Source organism: Caldococcus noboribetus (assembly GCF_055389385.1).
The window spans coordinates 282,515-297,519 of the sequence record NZ_AP042475.1; the positions used below are offsets into that span (position 1 = coordinate 282,515).

General features: G+C 54.7%; 16 protein-coding genes. 11 read left to right on the forward strand and 5 right to left on the reverse strand.

Annotated features, from left to right (window positions below; genetic code table 11):
- Positions 1–135 precede the first annotated feature (135 nt).
- On the reverse strand, positions 136–1,881 hold the full coding sequence (locus ACZ5GQ_RS01500) for a hypothetical protein (protein WP_498856894.1): 1,746 nt from the start codon (positions 1,879–1,881) through the stop codon (positions 136–138).
- Positions 1,882–2,137: 256 nt separating this feature from the next.
- Complete coding sequence (locus ACZ5GQ_RS01505; RefSeq protein WP_498856895.1) at positions 2,138–2,845, reverse strand: hypothetical protein; 708 nt, start codon at positions 2,843–2,845, stop codon at positions 2,138–2,140.
- A gap of 82 nt (positions 2,846–2,927) precedes the next feature.
- Between ACZ5GQ_RS01505 and ACZ5GQ_RS01510 the strand changes: the two genes are divergently transcribed.
- Positions 2,928–3,848 (forward strand): polyprenyl synthetase family protein, encoded by a 921-nt coding sequence (locus ACZ5GQ_RS01510; RefSeq protein ID WP_498856896.1) that lies wholly within the window; start codon positions 2,928–2,930, stop codon positions 3,846–3,848.
- Here the strand turns inward: ACZ5GQ_RS01510 and ACZ5GQ_RS01515 are convergent.
- The 3 genes from ACZ5GQ_RS01515 to ACZ5GQ_RS01525 form a co-directional block, all read right to left on the reverse strand.
- Positions 3,845–4,585, reverse strand: a complete 741-nt coding sequence (locus tag ACZ5GQ_RS01515; RefSeq protein ID WP_498856897.1) for an ERCC4 domain-containing protein — start codon at positions 4,583–4,585, stop codon at positions 3,845–3,847. The genes ACZ5GQ_RS01510 and ACZ5GQ_RS01515 overlap by 4 nt on opposite strands.
- A complete protein-coding gene (locus ACZ5GQ_RS01520; RefSeq protein WP_498856898.1) occupies positions 4,578–5,504 on the reverse strand; it encodes a DHH family phosphoesterase in 927 nt (308 codons plus the stop codon). Before ACZ5GQ_RS01520 ends, ACZ5GQ_RS01515 begins: the two co-directional genes overlap by 8 nt.
- Positions 5,505–5,594: 90 nt before the next feature.
- On the reverse strand, positions 5,595–5,978 hold the full coding sequence (locus tag ACZ5GQ_RS01525) for a prefoldin subunit beta (protein WP_498856899.1): 384 nt from the start codon (positions 5,976–5,978) through the stop codon (positions 5,595–5,597).
- 139 nt (positions 5,979–6,117) lie between these two features.
- Between ACZ5GQ_RS01525 and ACZ5GQ_RS01530 the strand changes: the two genes are divergently transcribed.
- The 10 genes from ACZ5GQ_RS01530 to ACZ5GQ_RS01575 all read left to right on the forward strand — a co-directional run bounded on the left by ACZ5GQ_RS01530 (position 6,118) and on the right by ACZ5GQ_RS01575 (position 15,000).
- Complete coding sequence (locus ACZ5GQ_RS01530; protein WP_498856900.1) at positions 6,118–6,519, forward strand: NADH dehydrogenase subunit 3; 402 nt, start codon at positions 6,118–6,120, stop codon at positions 6,517–6,519.
- A gap of 2 nt (positions 6,520–6,521) precedes the next feature.
- The gene (locus tag ACZ5GQ_RS01535; protein WP_498856901.1) at positions 6,522–7,139 is read left to right on the forward strand and encodes an NADH-quinone oxidoreductase subunit B; all 618 of its coding nucleotides are present in this window, start codon (positions 6,522–6,524) and stop codon (positions 7,137–7,139) included.
- Positions 7,126–7,641 carry an NADH-quinone oxidoreductase subunit C gene (locus tag ACZ5GQ_RS01540; protein WP_498856902.1) on the forward strand — a complete coding sequence of 172 codons (516 nt, stop codon included), beginning with the start codon at positions 7,126–7,128 and terminating at the stop codon, positions 7,639–7,641. The genes ACZ5GQ_RS01535 and ACZ5GQ_RS01540 overlap by 14 nt, the downstream gene beginning before the upstream one ends.
- A gap of 48 nt (positions 7,642–7,689) precedes the next feature.
- The gene (locus ACZ5GQ_RS01545) at positions 7,690–8,895 is read left to right on the forward strand and encodes an NADH-quinone oxidoreductase subunit D (protein WP_498857338.1); all 1,206 of its coding nucleotides are present in this window, start codon (positions 7,690–7,692) and stop codon (positions 8,893–8,895) included.
- Positions 8,896–8,900: 5 nt separating this feature from the next.
- Complete coding sequence (nuoH, locus tag ACZ5GQ_RS01550) at positions 8,901–9,860, forward strand: complex I subunit 1 family protein (RefSeq protein ID WP_498856903.1); 960 nt, start codon at positions 8,901–8,903, stop codon at positions 9,858–9,860.
- Between the two features lie 108 nt (positions 9,861–9,968).
- The gene (gene nuoI, locus ACZ5GQ_RS01555) at positions 9,969–10,559 is read left to right on the forward strand and encodes a NuoI/complex I 23 kDa subunit family protein (RefSeq protein WP_498856904.1); all 591 of its coding nucleotides are present in this window, start codon (positions 9,969–9,971) and stop codon (positions 10,557–10,559) included.
- Positions 10,556–11,053 carry an NADH-quinone oxidoreductase subunit J gene (locus ACZ5GQ_RS01560; RefSeq protein ID WP_498856905.1) on the forward strand — a complete coding sequence of 166 codons (498 nt, stop codon included), beginning with the start codon at positions 10,556–10,558 and terminating at the stop codon, positions 11,051–11,053. Before nuoI ends, ACZ5GQ_RS01560 begins: the two co-directional genes overlap by 4 nt.
- Positions 11,050–11,364, forward strand: a complete 315-nt coding sequence (locus ACZ5GQ_RS01565) for an NADH-quinone oxidoreductase subunit K (RefSeq protein WP_498856906.1) — start codon at positions 11,050–11,052, stop codon at positions 11,362–11,364. Before ACZ5GQ_RS01560 ends, ACZ5GQ_RS01565 begins: the two co-directional genes overlap by 4 nt.
- Positions 11,365–11,371: 7 nt before the next feature.
- Positions 11,372–12,940: a complex I subunit 4 family protein gene (locus tag ACZ5GQ_RS01570; RefSeq protein WP_498856907.1), complete on the forward strand. Its 1,569-nt coding sequence runs from the start codon at positions 11,372–11,374 to the stop codon at positions 12,938–12,940.
- On the forward strand, positions 12,940–15,000 hold the full coding sequence (locus tag ACZ5GQ_RS01575; protein WP_498856908.1) for an NADH-quinone oxidoreductase subunit 5 family protein: 2,061 nt from the start codon (positions 12,940–12,942) through the stop codon (positions 14,998–15,000). Before ACZ5GQ_RS01570 ends, ACZ5GQ_RS01575 begins: the two co-directional genes overlap by 1 nt.
- Positions 15,001–15,005: the final 5 nt, after the last annotated feature.

The following is a 15,005-nucleotide window of genomic DNA, read 5'->3' on the forward strand; positions in this document are numbered from 1 at the left end:
AGCGACTCCTTGCTGTTTCCTCAGGCCCTCCGGCCCAGCCAGAGGGGGCCAAGGCCTTACCCTTACCTATGCTCGCTGAGGAAAACTAGGATGGCCTTAGGCTCTTAAGGCAAAGAAGCCTTAGTGTTCTGCCTGCTAGGGAGCCGAGGTATTTATAAGTATTAGCTCCCTGGGCAAAGTTACGCTCAGGCCGTTGCTCTCCATAGAGTACTTCGGCGTCATGTTTGATAGATAGACAAACGTAACGTTGGTCTCCTGATAGCTGTAAGCAAATATGTAATTGGCTGACTCCGCCGCAGCGACTGTGGTAAACTGAACAGAGCTCATCAGAGCGGCCACAACTAGGGCCAGGCTGGCCTCTGGCGCCGCCACGCCAGCCGCAATCAGGGCTGCGGCGCCCGCTGAGGCCAGCGCTGAGCCGGCGTCTAGGGCTGCCCCCAGCGTCGACGGCCCGGTGGTTGCCTCGAGGTTGACGTAGGACCTGTTAAAGACCCCTCCTGGTTGCAGCACCGCTACTTTAGTCATGTTGTACGCGTAGTCCTGCCAGTCGACGGGGGCTGGCGTGTTAGGCATAGGACAGCTGGCGTTAACGATCTCATCATAGACCTCCTGGGGGAGCCCTGGGTTGCCGTAGCCGAACTCGACCTTTGGGTACTCATGGGCCCAAGCTGACACGTTGACGCAGGGGTCGTAGGCCTGCCAGAGGTAGATTGCGGGCGCGACCGCATTGCCGCTTTTAATAACCTTCAGGGCCGTGAGCATGGTTCCTACCTGCCAGCCTTTGTACCAACTGACAAGCCAAGGGCCGCGGGGCGTATTGATGCAGTAGATATAGATAGTCCAATTGACCAGGGCCACCTGGCCAACTATGAAGAGCTGGCTGACGTCAGGGCCCGCTAACCTCAGCGTAGACGCAATTGCGTCACCAGCTGAGCTCACCTTCGCCTGCGTGAACGTCAGCGTGGCGCCTGGTATAATTGGCGAGAGCGCCGACAGGGCCTGGCCTATGGCGCCTGCGGCGGCATTGTTAACTGCATCCGAGAACGCGGCACCAGCCGCCGCTACGGCGTTGAAGCCCACCTCGTTTATTACAGCGCTTCCAAACGCTATAGGTATGCTTAGCATGGAACTCTCGCTGGCCGGCTGCGCCAGCGCTATTGCGAGGCTTATCGGAGCCAGGCTGCTGTTACTGGGGTACCAGGCAAGCACGTGGGGCACGTACTCGTAGCAGTAGGGGGGCTGATAGGTGTAAGTGGTGCTCACTGGCGTTGAAGTTGTTGTAGTCGTAGTCGTCTGCTCTGGTCCGGTCACAGTCAGCACCTCATGGCCTAGCGTTACGCCGTGCTTTAGGCCGCTGGCCTCTGGCCTCGCGTAGTAGAACCTGAGCGGGCGCGTCACGCTTAGCTTGATAACTTCGCCTCTCCCAGTTAGGGGCGCCGTTAGGTTAAGCGGCACCATGAACTGCTGGCTTATCACCTCAACAGCAGTCGAGTTCATGACTACCGGGTATGAGATGAATACCACGAGGGAGGGCATGAAGTAGTAGACGGCCTGGGGGCCGTAGTAGCTCACCCATGCCTCAGCCCAGCTGACGAGCGACGAGAGGTTTATGTATACGAGGCCCCCGGTGCCGTTGTAGACTCCCTGGAACACGGTGCCCCTTGGAGTAGGGTAGAAGGCCCAAACTGAGAAGGAGGCGTTTCCCAGGAGTTGCAGGTCCCCGTCTCTGCTAGGGGCTACGGCGTAAAGCGTTAGGAAGCCCCTTCTCTTGGCGAGCCAGAGCCATGGAGGCAACAGTAGCCTAAGCGCTGGCAGGGCTACGGTGGCGACCACAACGGCGACTATAAGTATTGCAAGGAAGAGCTCAGCGCACCGTCCCACTGGCGCCACCGATTTTTGTAATAAAGAGGTTGCAATATATATCGGCTGGGCTGGCCGCTGCTGCCAAGGCCCCTCGGGCGACGGCTTAGCCATCGCCCTCTAGCCAAACTCTGCACCTGGGCTGACGAAGCTAGGGTTGAGACGTCACTGGGGCTACTAGAACGCGAAGGCAGGACAATGGAAGCTATGGTCAAGCAGATCGCCTGGGCGCGAGGGCTGTGAAGGGCTAGAAGCTGCTATGTTGAAGGCCGAGCCCTCAGTACAATAGAGTGTTAAACTTGATGCTCTTTAAGGAGCCTAGCTCCCCACTCTTGATCTTCAAAAGGTCCTCCTCTTCCAAAAGGCCGACCCTATACATTACGTTTGCGCAGCTCTCCGTCACAGCCCCCATAAAGAGCCCCCTGACCATCATCAGCTCAAGGCCGCTTTCCACGTCCTTATGCGATAGGATGCAGTGGGGCTCTGGGTGTGTGTGAAGTACTGCTACAGACCTTACCTCTGGCACTGATACTCTAAGCCTCTCCCCCTCTATTACGACAGCTGAGCCATAGTCAGTATATATTATCATGAACTCAACTAGGCTCTGGGAGGTCTCTGAGGCTAGTTCCCTCAGCAAGTCCCTGTCATAATAGATCGTCTTCTGCGGCGCCTCTAAGTAAAGGGACTGTAGCGGCCTGCTGCCCTGACCGATCTCGGCCTGCGGGACGCCAGTGACTATTACTCTTGAGCTGCCTATCGTCGCCTCCTCTTCAACGCCCTTAAGCCATGGCGCGTAGGCTCTTACTCTAACTTCGTTACCGGACCTTAGGGCCTCCAACGCCCCCCTTTCATCCTGAATGTCCACCAGGGCCGACAGGAGCTGGCCGCTCTCCTCGTAGTAGCCCTCGACAACATTTAATATTGCCTCTATCATGGCTGCGTAGAGGGAGCCGTAGGTAGTCCTCTCGAACTGCCTTTTGGCCATTTGAGGCCCGGCGCCTCTCTACCCTCGTTACATAATAAGTTATAAAAAGTACAAAGACAACAGTAGCTTAGAGGAGAGCGAATTGGAAAAGTCCTCTGACGAAATAACAAAGCTTCTGCTATCCAAGTGGGAAGAAATAAGGGCAGCAGTGGAGCCGCGACTTGATGCAATAGTTTCCTCGCTCGAGATGAGCGGGGCTAAGGGCCTTGCCTCATACATAGTGAAGGGTGGCAAGATGTTCAGGGGCTTTATAACAATGTTGTTCGCGGAGGCCCTCTCAGGCGACCCGATGGTTGCCGAGGACGCTGCAATAGCAATAGAGCTTGTCCAGGGCGCCAGCCTCGCCCTGGACGACATAATAGACAAGGACGCCCAGAGAAGGGACAAGCCGGCCGCGTGGGTCCTGTACGGGGTCGGGCAGAGCGCCATGATATCGCTCCTCCTCGTGCCCGTAGCGCTAAAGATGATAGAGAAGTACGGCCTCCAAGCCCTCAGCTACAGCATAATGGCGTGGGAGTCCATGGTTAGGGGGGAGATCATGGACGCTTACCTTGCGCTCAACCTGAGCCCCGCCGACTACATGCTATTAGCCTCCCTTAAGACAGGTTCTCTGTTCTCGCTCTCAGCTTCGCTTGGCGTCATAGCCGCTGGCCATGAGGAGCTTGCCGAGAGCGCCTGGAAGTATGGCAACGTTGTTGGCACCAGCTACCAGCTCGCTGATGACATAGCCGACTTTGCAAACTACGTGAGGGGGTTGAAGCCTAAGCTGGACCCGAGCGAGGAGCTCTTCATCAAGTGGGCTGAGGACAGCCTCGATGCCCATGGCGACAAGGAGATCATAGACAGGGGCATAGCTTACCTAAAGGACCTCCTGAGGAAATCTGTTGACGTTAGCTTCCTGCCACCTAATACTGCCTCAAAGCTGCTGGCTGAGGTTCCATGGTTTATATCAAGGAAGATGCTGAGCAGCGCAGGCCTTGACGCTGAGCTAGAGGAGCTCTAGTCGCTGCGTTGGCTGTTATCCTTGCCTGAGTAAAAGCTCTCCAGGGTGGTCTGCCTCGAGACCCTCTTGTAGGGTGCCTTGAGGAGCTCCTTGATTCTTGCGGCCTTAGCTTCTCCAACGCCCTCAACGCTGGCTATCTCAGCTACGCTCGCATTAAAGAAGGCCTCAAGCGAGCCAAACCTCTCTAAGATCCTCTCGGCGGTCTTGGCGCCTATGCCTGGGAAGGACTGAACTATGTAAAGCTGCCACTCACGTATGTCCTTATATGACGGCTTCTTGTTTATCACGACAGGGCGGTTTATGAGCCCCTCCTTAAATGACTTGAGCGCGAGGTCCGCTATGTACTCTGCTGTCTGAGCAGGGCTCCCGCTCCAGAGAACCTTAACGTCGTAGGCGGACACCAAGGTAGTTATAGCACCTATGAGCTGTGATTCCCTGTCGTGCCAGTACCTGAACTCTCTGATTAGGTCACCCTCTATTATATAGTATACCTCCTTGTAGTTAGCTTTCAACCTCTGAGCCTGATCGAAGAGCCTCCCATCAAACAGCGACGACACGAAGTCCTTGGCGTTCTTCCTCTCAACGACTATGTCAGGCGGTATTATGTAATCCCCCTCGGGAAGCTGCTTTCTTATCACGAGAACTCCTAGAGATTCTAGCAGTGAGGGAACCCCTGAGGCCTCCTCCCTCACATCAGCATAGATCCTTACCCTTTTGGCTGCGCTTCCTTCAGTCACTGGAACCACCACAGCGTTGCCTCACGAAGTTAACGGTGAGGCCTAACACCTTGTCAACTATAGCCTGGTTTGGAGCCTTTAACCTGAGAGCCGCAGCCCCATCATGGCCTCCTCCTTCGCCGCCCAGCCTTTCAGCCATGAAAGCCGCCAGCTCAGATGCCTTAATACTGAACCTAAGGGCGCGCTTCGAAACGCGCAAGGATACTCTGTCGTCATTAATTACGGCCGCAACGTCGGCGCCTAGGGATATCATGGACCTGGCAACGTCAGCCTCGAAGGAACCTACACGTGTCACTGCTACTGCCAGCTGGCCACAGATAACACTAACAGTAGCCCTTGAGAGGCCCTTAAGTCTTGCAGCTCTCTTGTCTATGGGCTCATCGTTACCTTGCCTTAAGAAACTAACAGCAAAGGCGTAGTCTGCGCCTATCTCCATTAATTTGACTATGAACCTAAAAGTATCTATTGAGGCCCTCTCCAGGAATGATGTCTCCTCAAGTATTGCCGTAAGTATAAGCGTTGCCTCAGCGGGCTTCAGCTCAAGGCCGCTATGCCCGACAAGCGGCAGGACCACTTCAACGCACGATGGGGCGCTCTCGTCGCTTATTAGAAGGGATGCCATGGCATGTAGGCTTCCTGGGCTGTGGTGATCTATCACAACAACCTTTGCCTGTTTCAGGGCATCGGCGTTAACTCCAAGCTGCGACACATTGCTGGCGTCCACCGTTATAAGGACGTCTGCCTGACCTTCCAGGCCGTCGCACAGAGGTATGTTAATGGAAAGCGAGGCCAACAGCTCCCTGGACTGCCTGCTCAGGCCCTCAGGCGAGTAAAGGCAACAGCTCCTGGAGATCCCCTCCAGAAGCCTACACACAAGAAGCGCGGAAGCGACGGCATCCAAGTCAGCGTTGCCATGCATAAGAACCTTGACATCAGAACCCTTGGCTAAATTAATGAGCCCCTCATAAAGCTCTCGTGAATCTAGGCGGCTGGGTTCAGCGTGCAAGGGCTAAGAGCCCCCTGCGGGGCCTGCGGCCCCGCCTCCAGCAGCCCCCTGCAGCAGCCGCTGTAGTTCTCCAGCCACCTTATCAAGCTCCTCCTTCACTAAGTTTTCCTGGTTCTTAAGCGCCTTAATCTTGAGCTCTAGGTTCTCCTTGCGGTCCTGCAGCTCCTTGAGAAGATCGCCCTTTGTTGACTTAACAAGCACGAAGCCCGCCATCTTATAAACCTCCGCGTTATCTGAAAGTCCGTTGAGGGTCTCTATCACTTTCTCTATCTCGCTCAGAGACGACTCGGCCGCGAGCCTCTGCTGAACTATGGCGTTGTAGGTGTCCCTAAGCTGAAGGTACTTGTTGTACTTTACCTCGGCCTCTGGAGGTACCCTCTCTACCACTTCACGCACCTAGCAAAAATTCCTCACTAAGGTTATTATGCTCTACTCGTGAGCCTCAAGACTTTAACAGTCAAAGCTGTTAAGGTAAGCAAGGAATTTATATTTGGTCATTAATTAACAGGTTTGGTGAGTTAGGGAATTGTCTATAGCTTACAGCCCCTTAGTGCTCGCCGCTAACTCATTCATAATAGTGCCAACGATAATTCTTGCAGTGCTCGTCGGCACGATACTTCTCCTTCGCATGCTGCTTAGGCCTGCCAGCTACATAGAGTCCAAGGAGCCCTACAAGTACAAGCTTTTTGAGTCCTCCAACCCGCCAAGGGGGGTTGGCAAGTCTAGGCTCTCCTACCAGTACTTCGGCTACCTCATAATGTTCCTCGCCGTGGAGCCAGCAGTTGTTCTGTTAACATTCCTAGCTTCTGCCCCCTCAGAGTATAGTCGCAACCTTCTCCTGCTCTACCTTGTAATGGTGGCCGTTTTTGCCCCCCTGCTGGCATATGGCGCATACGTGTCTAAGAGAATCGAGGAGTGGAGGGATTAAAGATGGCCCAGGTGCAGGAGAAGGCAAGGGAGGGAAAGGCTTATATAGGTAACCTTGAGGTAGCGGCCCAGCTTGCTAAGGAGAGCCTCATCAAGGGAACCATAGCTAAAGTCGTCGACTGGGCTACGGCCTTCAGCCTGTGGCCCGTTCACCTTATGACTAGCTGCTGTGGCTGCGAGATCGGGGCCGCCTGGGGCCCAAGGTTTGACAATGAGAGGTATGGCTCGCTTCCATGGGTCAGCCCAAGGCAGACCAACCTGATAATAATCGAGGGCACGGTAACAAAGAAGATGGCATGTACCGTTAGGATAACGTGGGAGCAGATGCCCTTCCCCAAGTTCGTCATAGCAATGGGTGCCTGCTCCCTTGACGGCGGCATCTTCTACAACAGCTACAACATAGTTAGGCCATGGCAGGTGGTTCCTGTTGACGTCTACATACCTGGGTGCCCACCAAGGCCTGAGGCCGTCGCCAGGTCCATAGTAGAGCTTCAGAAGATCATAAGAAGCCGCGGCGTCGCCTCGAAGTGGGTTATTGAGGGGGTCAGGAAGGACCTGAAGTACATCTTACCTAAGGAGGACCTCTGCGGGTGGAGGGGTGAGGGCGGTGGTTACAGCTGAGGAGCTTCAAAAGAGCATCCTCGAGGCCCTGAAGGATTATAAGCCGCAGGTGGAGCCGGCCAAGGGCTACATAGACATAGTAGTCCCTGTTGAGCATCTAGTCGACGCTGCCAGGAAACTGAAGGACATGGGGTTTGACCACGTGATATCTGTTGGAGCTGTGGACTACATAGCCAAGAAGCAGTTTAAGGTTATGTACCACCTGACCAGCTACCTTAACGAGGACCTTTCCAGGTTCATGGTTTCTCTGTCAACCTACATAAGCAGGGATAACCCGCACTGCCCAAGCCTCACGCCCGTGTGGTTAAGCGCGGAGTTCCATGAAAGGGAGGAGTACGAGATGTTTGGGATAACCTTCGACGGCCACCCTGACCTCAGGTTGCTCCTGCTGACCCCAGTGGTGGCCGCGCTCAAGCCCTTACGCAAGGACTTCATAGTCAAGGAGGAAAGCGACGACATAGAAACTGACTATGAGGGCTTTAAGGCGACCAAGTGGTGGTGAGCCATGTCAGCGCAGGAGCCGAGCAGCGGCGTGCCACACCTGCCCGGCATGGAGGTAAGGCCTGTCGAGAGGAACGTCTACGAGGTTCAGATAGGGCCTGCCCATCCAGGCTCGGGCCACATGAGGATAATAGTTGAACTTGACGGCGACGTTATGGTAAGGGTCGACCCAGACATAGGGTTCGTCCACAGGACCATGGAAAAGCTTGCCGAGGGCAGGGACTGGATAAAGAACATACCGCTCTTCGAGAGGATGGCTATACTGGACGCGTGCAACATAACCCTGCCCTACGTCGAGGCCGTTGAGAAGCTCCTTGACATAGAGCCGCCTGAGAGGGCTAAGTACCTCAGGACGCTCCTCTGCGAGATAAACAGGATAGCAAGCCACCTCTACGGCATGGGGATATTTGGGGTCTTCCTCGGGCACTCTACCCTCTACATGTGGGCCTTCGGGGACAGGGAGGTCTTTGTACAGCTTGCTGAGGACCTGACAGGCGCAAGGCTAACCCACAGCTACCCCGTCTTTGGCGGGGTGAGAAGGGATATGCCAGATGACTTCCCTGAGAACGCGAGAAAAGCCGTCAGGTACATGAGGAACAGGTTAAATGAGTACGCCAAGATATTCCTGAATAACCCAAACATAAGGAAGAGGCTCGAGGGCGTTGGTGTAATTTCCAAGACTAGGGCTGCAGAGCTCGGCATAGTTGGGCCCAACGCAAGGGCGAGCGGCATTAAATATGATGTAAGGCTCGTTGAACCTTACGAGGCCTACCCAGAGCTCGACTTTGAGATACCGGTTTTCGAGGAGGGCGACTCGCTAGCAAGGGCCTGGATAAGGGTCGAGGAGATAAGGCAGAGCCTTAACATAATAGAGCAGGTCGTGGACTGGCTGGAGAAGCACCCAAGGGAGGGCTTCATGCACGACAAGTTCTGGAAGACCGCGCCTAAGCTCTACAAGGACGTATACGAGGGTAACATACCGTACGCCGGCAAGTACAGGGTTAAGCTAATGCCCCTCTTCGCGACCCTCAAGGTCCCTGCAGGTAAGGCAGCTGCTAGAGTTGAGGCTGGAAGGGGTGAGATGTTCTACTATGTCGAGAGCGACGGAAAGGATGTCCCGTATAGGGTGAGAGTCGTGTCACCATCGTTCAGAAACGTGATAGCGTTTAAGTACGTGATGCCTGGCCATAGGCTTATGGACTTGCCTGCAATATACGGTAGTTTTGATTATTTCCCACCCGAATGGGATAGGTGATGAACATGGTGACGGCGGCAAGGGTGCTCTATGATATAGGGTGGGGGATCCTTCACTACATAGTTTTCTACCCTCCGGTCTACCAGTTCGTCATAATACCTGGGCTTGTAGCCGCGCTTGTAGTGGTGATATTTATCATATGGTTTGAGCGTAAGGCCGCGGCCAGGGTCCAGATGAGGTATGGCCCGCTTGAGATAAGCCCAAGGACTGGAGGGGCCCCGCAGCTGATAGCCGACCTAGTAAGGTACACAATGCAGGAGATTATAGTACCCAGCGCCGTTGACTTTATGTCATACATACTGGCACCCAACATATCCCTGATACTTTCGCTTCTACCCATGGTGGCCGTGCCAATGACGTCAATACCCAGCTACTGGCCTATACCGATGAGCTACAGCCTGCTCATAGCCGTCGCACTATCAACGCTGTCACCTATCTTCGTGGTCATGATGTCGTGGGCTAGCAACAGCAAGTTCTCAGTGCTCGGAGGCCTGAGAGAGTCATTCATAGTAGTGGCATACGAGCTCATAGCGGTTATATCGCTTCTTTCAGTAGTGCCCCTGCTTCACACCTTCGACCTAGTGACCATTGTTAACTACCAGCTCAGTGGGCGCTGGCTCGGGCTCCTGAACCCCATAGCCCTGCTTGACGCCTTCATAGCTGTGCTCATGTCGACCAGCGGCTTCCCCTTCGAGATACCTGACTCGGAGAGCGAGCTCGTGGCTGGGCCCTTTACTGAGTACTCGGGCCTCCTCTACGGCCTTAACATGGGAGGGGCCTACATAAGGCGCTGGGCCTTCTCAGTCCTGATAGCCCTGGTGTTCCTGGGCGGCTGGGCCCCTTACAGGCCAGGACCAGGCATAGTGCTTGGCTACCTCGTGCCAAGCCTCATAGTAGTAATCAAGGCCGTCATAATTATGGCAATAATGAGCTTCCTGCGCGGTCTATGGAAGGTACAGGCTTGACCAGGCGCTGAGCCTGGCCTGGGAGGTGCTCATACCCATGGCAATAGCGGCCTTCGGCCTAAGCGTGTTTGAGGCTTTCATAGGGGTGCACCCGTGAGGTGAAAGGCCATGCCTGCAAGGCCGTCACTTAAGAGGGTTCCAAGGGCCACGTTCCTTGGCAGGGCCATAGCTGGAAACCTGGGAGCGCTAATAGTAGGGATCAAGTACTTCATAGACCCAAACAGGATAACGCTGCTGTACCCCCATGAGTACATTAAGCTGAGGCAGGGCTACAGAGGCTACATAGTTCTTATATTTGACAAGTGCATAAGCTGTGCCTCATGTGCAAGGATATGCCCAGCAAGGGCTATCAAGATGGTCACGATGGAGGTCAAGGACAAAAAACTGAACAGGGTGATGAAGAAGAAATACCCCGTAATTAATTATAATCGCTGCATATTCTGCGGCTTCTGCGTTGACGTGTGCCCAACAGAGGCCCTCTACCACGTGCCCTACCATGACCTTGTTTACCTTAACATGCAGGATATGATCCTTAACGTGGAGGAGTTCCAGGAGGAGCCAGAGTTTATAACTGCCAAGGAGGGAGTTCCCGTCACCTACGTGTTTGACGAGAAGAGGGGACTTGTCAAGGTGCGCGTTGAAGAAAGCTCAAATGAGGGAAGTTCAAGCCAGCCAGTCGGGGGAGGTGAAAAGTCGTGAGCGGAGTATCCATAGACCTGCCGCTATATGCTATAGTGCTCTCGGTGATGGCGATAGCGTCGGCCATATTTGTGATAAGGCTTAAGGACCTCGTCTACGCCAGCATTATGCTCGCAATACTGGGTTCCTTCACGGCTGCTTTACTTGCAATAGCTGGGTTTGGCCTAGTCAGCGCCTATCTGGTCCTTGTATACGTGGGCGCCGCAGTCATGTTCATAATTATATCGATAAGCATGATAGGGCCTCAGGGGCAGGAGTCCTTTGACTCCTTTAGGGGGCTTGCAGTGGCCGCAGCGCTGGCCACCTTTGTAATAATAGTGGTCACCGTATCAGGTCTTTACAGGCTGTTCACTGTTCCTCCATCACTGTCGGTATCCGCAGCCGCCGCTGGGGCCCTTAAGGAGTACCTGCCAGTCTTAGCACTCATATTCATAGGGCAGGCGGCCACAGTTGTTGAGGCCATTTCTATAGCTAAGAGGGGTGATAAGAAGTGATCCTAATAGACTCATTTGTGGGAGCCACGCTTTTTGTAGCCTCAGCAATTATAATGGCCATTGGCGCATACGGTCTGACAGCCTCAAATAACCTGCTGAGGCAGCTGCTGTCAGTTGAGGTCATATTTAACGGGCTGCTGCTCCTCGTCATACCTCTGCTCTCAGGCTTTGCAACCCTTGCAGCCTACTTTGGCATAATAGTTATTTCCGTGGTCTCTGTGGAGGTGGTTGTAGTGGTCTCCATACTTATAGCTTTTCTAAGGCAGTACAGGTCGCTTTCGTCCAGCGACCTAGAGGAGTCGGAGGTGTGAGCGCCGTATGATGCTTCCATACCCACTGCTCTGGGTAACTGTTGTCCTGCCCGTGTTACTTGGCATCATAGCTTGGCCTCTCAGGAGCAGGTCTGGGCTTCACGCTCTGTTTTACCTGTCAGCTGCCTCCCTCATCATCCCCCTCCTCGTTGTAGTCTACGGCTACGCCTCAGGGGCTCTGGAGACAGGGAGCCTTGTGGACCCACTCTACTTCAACTTGACTAGGTACTCGGTAGGCACTATAGCCCTTGGTATAGACGGGTTATCAGCGCCCGTGGTAATAGGGCTCTCCATAGTGACTTCCTTCGTGGCTGTCTACAGCATAAAGTACATGGAGACCAGGATAGGTGAGATGGAGGAGTCCGGCGAGAGGCCTCCAAGCCTTGGTACCTACCTGCTGCTCTACAATATCTTCGCGGCTACCATGCTGGGCCTCGCTTACTCGACCAACCTAGTAGAGTTCTACGTGTTCCTTGAGGGCAGCTTGATATCATCGTTCCTGCTAATAGCCTTCTACGGCTACGGCGATAGGAGGAGGATCTCACTACTCTACTTCGTGTGGACGCACATAGGCGCTGTGGTCTTCCTTACAGGAGTTCTCTACCTGGGATACCTTATCCACAGCTTTAACTATTTGACCATATCTAACGGGCAGCTTGTTTCTGTGGGCTCCGTTGAATACATAGGCTCCGCTGCAACACTAATAGCTGCGCTACTTCTCTTCGGCCTCTTCGTCAAGATGGCTGTCTTCGGGGTTCACATGTGGCTTCCATACGCACACGCAGAGGCGCCGACGCCCATCTCAGCCCTCCTGTCGCCTAACCTCATAGGCCTCGCAGGGTACGCAATAGCGAGGTTCGTCATACCCCTCTTCCCAACCCAGATGGAGGACTGGCGCAACTTCCTGCTAGGCCTTGCGTTCACGACGATAATCTATGCAGGCCTCGTGGCCCTTAGGCAGACCGACTTCAAGAGGTTCCTTGCGTACTCGAGCATAAGCCAGATGGGCTACATGCTTTTGGGGCTCGCCACCCTTAACGAGTACGGCATAATTGGCGCCATGCTGATCTACCTATCCCACGCCATAGGCAAGGCCCTGCTCTTCATGTCAGCAGGTGTGTTCATAACTGAGGCCCACGGGCTCAGGGACATAACTAAGATGGGCGGCCTCGCCAGGAGGTACCCGCTGGTGGCTGCCCTAGCCCTGTTCGGCTTCATGAACTTAGCAGGGCTGCCGCCCAGCGTTGGCATGTGGAGCGAGATATTTGTCGTGTTAGGGGTCGTCAAGTCGCTGCTATTCATAAACCTAGCCACGATGTTCGGGCTGAGCCTTCTCCTTATAGTCGCGCTTACGATAACAGCGGCTTACTCGTTCATAACTATGAGAAGGGTGTTCTACGGCCAGCCCAGGTCAAAGATTGAGGCCAGGGAGCGCGTTGACGGCTTTAAGCTTGCCATGTTGGCCGTGGCGGTATTTGGAGTGGTTTTCTTCTTGGCTATAAACCCGCTTACGACAGGCCTTAGCGCTGCGGTATCTCACGTAGTTCTGCTTTCAGGATTAGGAGGTGACCCATGATGACTGTAGTTCACGCGTACTGGCTAACCTGGTCTTGGACCTGGCTCGCCCCGTTCACCGGGGCCGGCCTACTTGCCCTGCTTTGGCTGGCAGGCGTGAGAAGGGAGCAGATTTACAGCGTCATAAGCGTGCTCAGCGTGCTTGTCAGCGCCTTAGTTTCGACGGCAGCGCTCTACTACGTGCTGGCAAACCATGAAGTCATATATGCAACCAGCACGTGGTACTGGAACTCCTTGCTGAAGGTTCACGTTGGCGTCTACCTTGATGGGCTCAGCGCGATAATGGCTACTGTAGTGTCATGGCTCAGCTTCCTGATAGACCTCTACAGCGTCGAGTACATGAAGGGTGACTGGGGAGTTCAGCGCTACTTCTTCTTCATCTCGTTCTTCGTAGGCAGCATGATGCTTGTAGTAACCGCAAGTAATCTGATACTCATGTTCGTAGGGTGGGAGGGCACAGGCCTCGCTAGCTACGCGCTCATAGGCCACTGGTACACTGACGAGGAGGAGTACTGGGTGGGGGTTCCCAGGAGCACCGCCCTAGGGAAGCCCATGTACTTTGAGCCAAGCACGAGCGGCGTCAGGGCAATACTGTTCACCAGGGTGGGTGACATAGGCTTCATCATAGGCATGACGGGCCTCTTCGTGCTCGTTGGATCCATGAGCATACCAGCCATCGCCAGCTCCGCCGGCAGCTGGATGGCGTTCCTGGCGTCAAGAGGGCTCTTGGCTACTTTCCTCTTCGTGTTCACGCTCGGCGCCCTCTCTAAGAGCGCCCAGTTCCCCTTCTTCGAATGGCTTGTCACAGCTATGACTGGCCCAACCCCTGTCTCGGCGCTGATACACGCAGCTACCATGGTTAAGGTAGGAGTCTACTACATGCTCAGGTTCGCCCCCATATTCTTCGTCGGGGCCCTAGTAGCCGCATCCCTCGGAGCCCCAGCTGCGGTAGCCCAAGTACACGAATACTTCCTACTGGTGGCTTCGTTGGCCGCCGTGACGCTGTTCATGATGGCTACGATGGCCATAGTTAACCATGAGTTTAAGCTCATACTAGCTTTCTCAACAGCGGAGTACCTAGGTTACATGATACTTGCAGTGGCCGCAGGAGGCCTTGCAGTGGTGACAGGCAACTACGCTGCCATGGCCTACGCTGAGATGGCAGGGCTTGCAATGTTAATAGCGCACGCCGTGTTTAAGGCCGCCCTCTTCCTGGTAGCCGGCTACGCTCTACACGCCTCGGAGAGCAGGTTCATAGATGACATGGGCAACTTCTGGAAGTACATGAAGGTGACCGGCGTCTCCACCTGGCTCGCGGGACTTAGCCTGGCCGCAGTGCCTCCGTTCCTGGGCTTCTTCGCAAAGGAGCTCGTCCTAGGCACTGTTGAGAGGACCGCAGTCTACTCCCTCTACGCCCTGGCCGTAATAGCAGTTGTCTTCACAGCAGCCTACATAACGAGGCTCATAGTTAGGGTGTTCCACCTGCCGCCCCTCAACAGGGAGGCTGAGGGCAGGCACTACCATGAGGCGCCTGTGCTGATGCTAGTGCCCTACACAATACTTGGGCTTGCCTCAATAATACTGGGCGCCGCGTGGTTCTACGTAGGCTATTGGGTGGCAAACGGCGTCGGGGAGACGCTGGACATAAAGGTGACCCCGCCGTTCATGCCTCCCATAGACCTCACTACAATAGTCGTAACCGCGGTAGTTATAATAGACATCCTAGGTGTCGCCCTGCTTTACATGAGGCGCCACAGCCTTGTGTACCTGCTGCAGAAGAGCGACGCGCTCAAGGCAATACATTCGTTCCTCTTCAACAGGTGGTACGTGAACTCGGCAATTTACTACCTGTTCCTTGACTCCTTCGCGGGCCTCTCGTGGCTGCTCAACGTGGTCAACAGGGGCATAGACCTGTTCTACCACTACGTGCTCCCTAAGGCCGGCGAGCTGGCCTCAAGGGGGCTCAGGGGCCTCCTGAGGGGCAGAACTGATTACATACTGACGCTTTACCTCTTCATGATGGTGATTATTGGTATACTGATGTTCATGGCGTGGAGGTGAGAGGG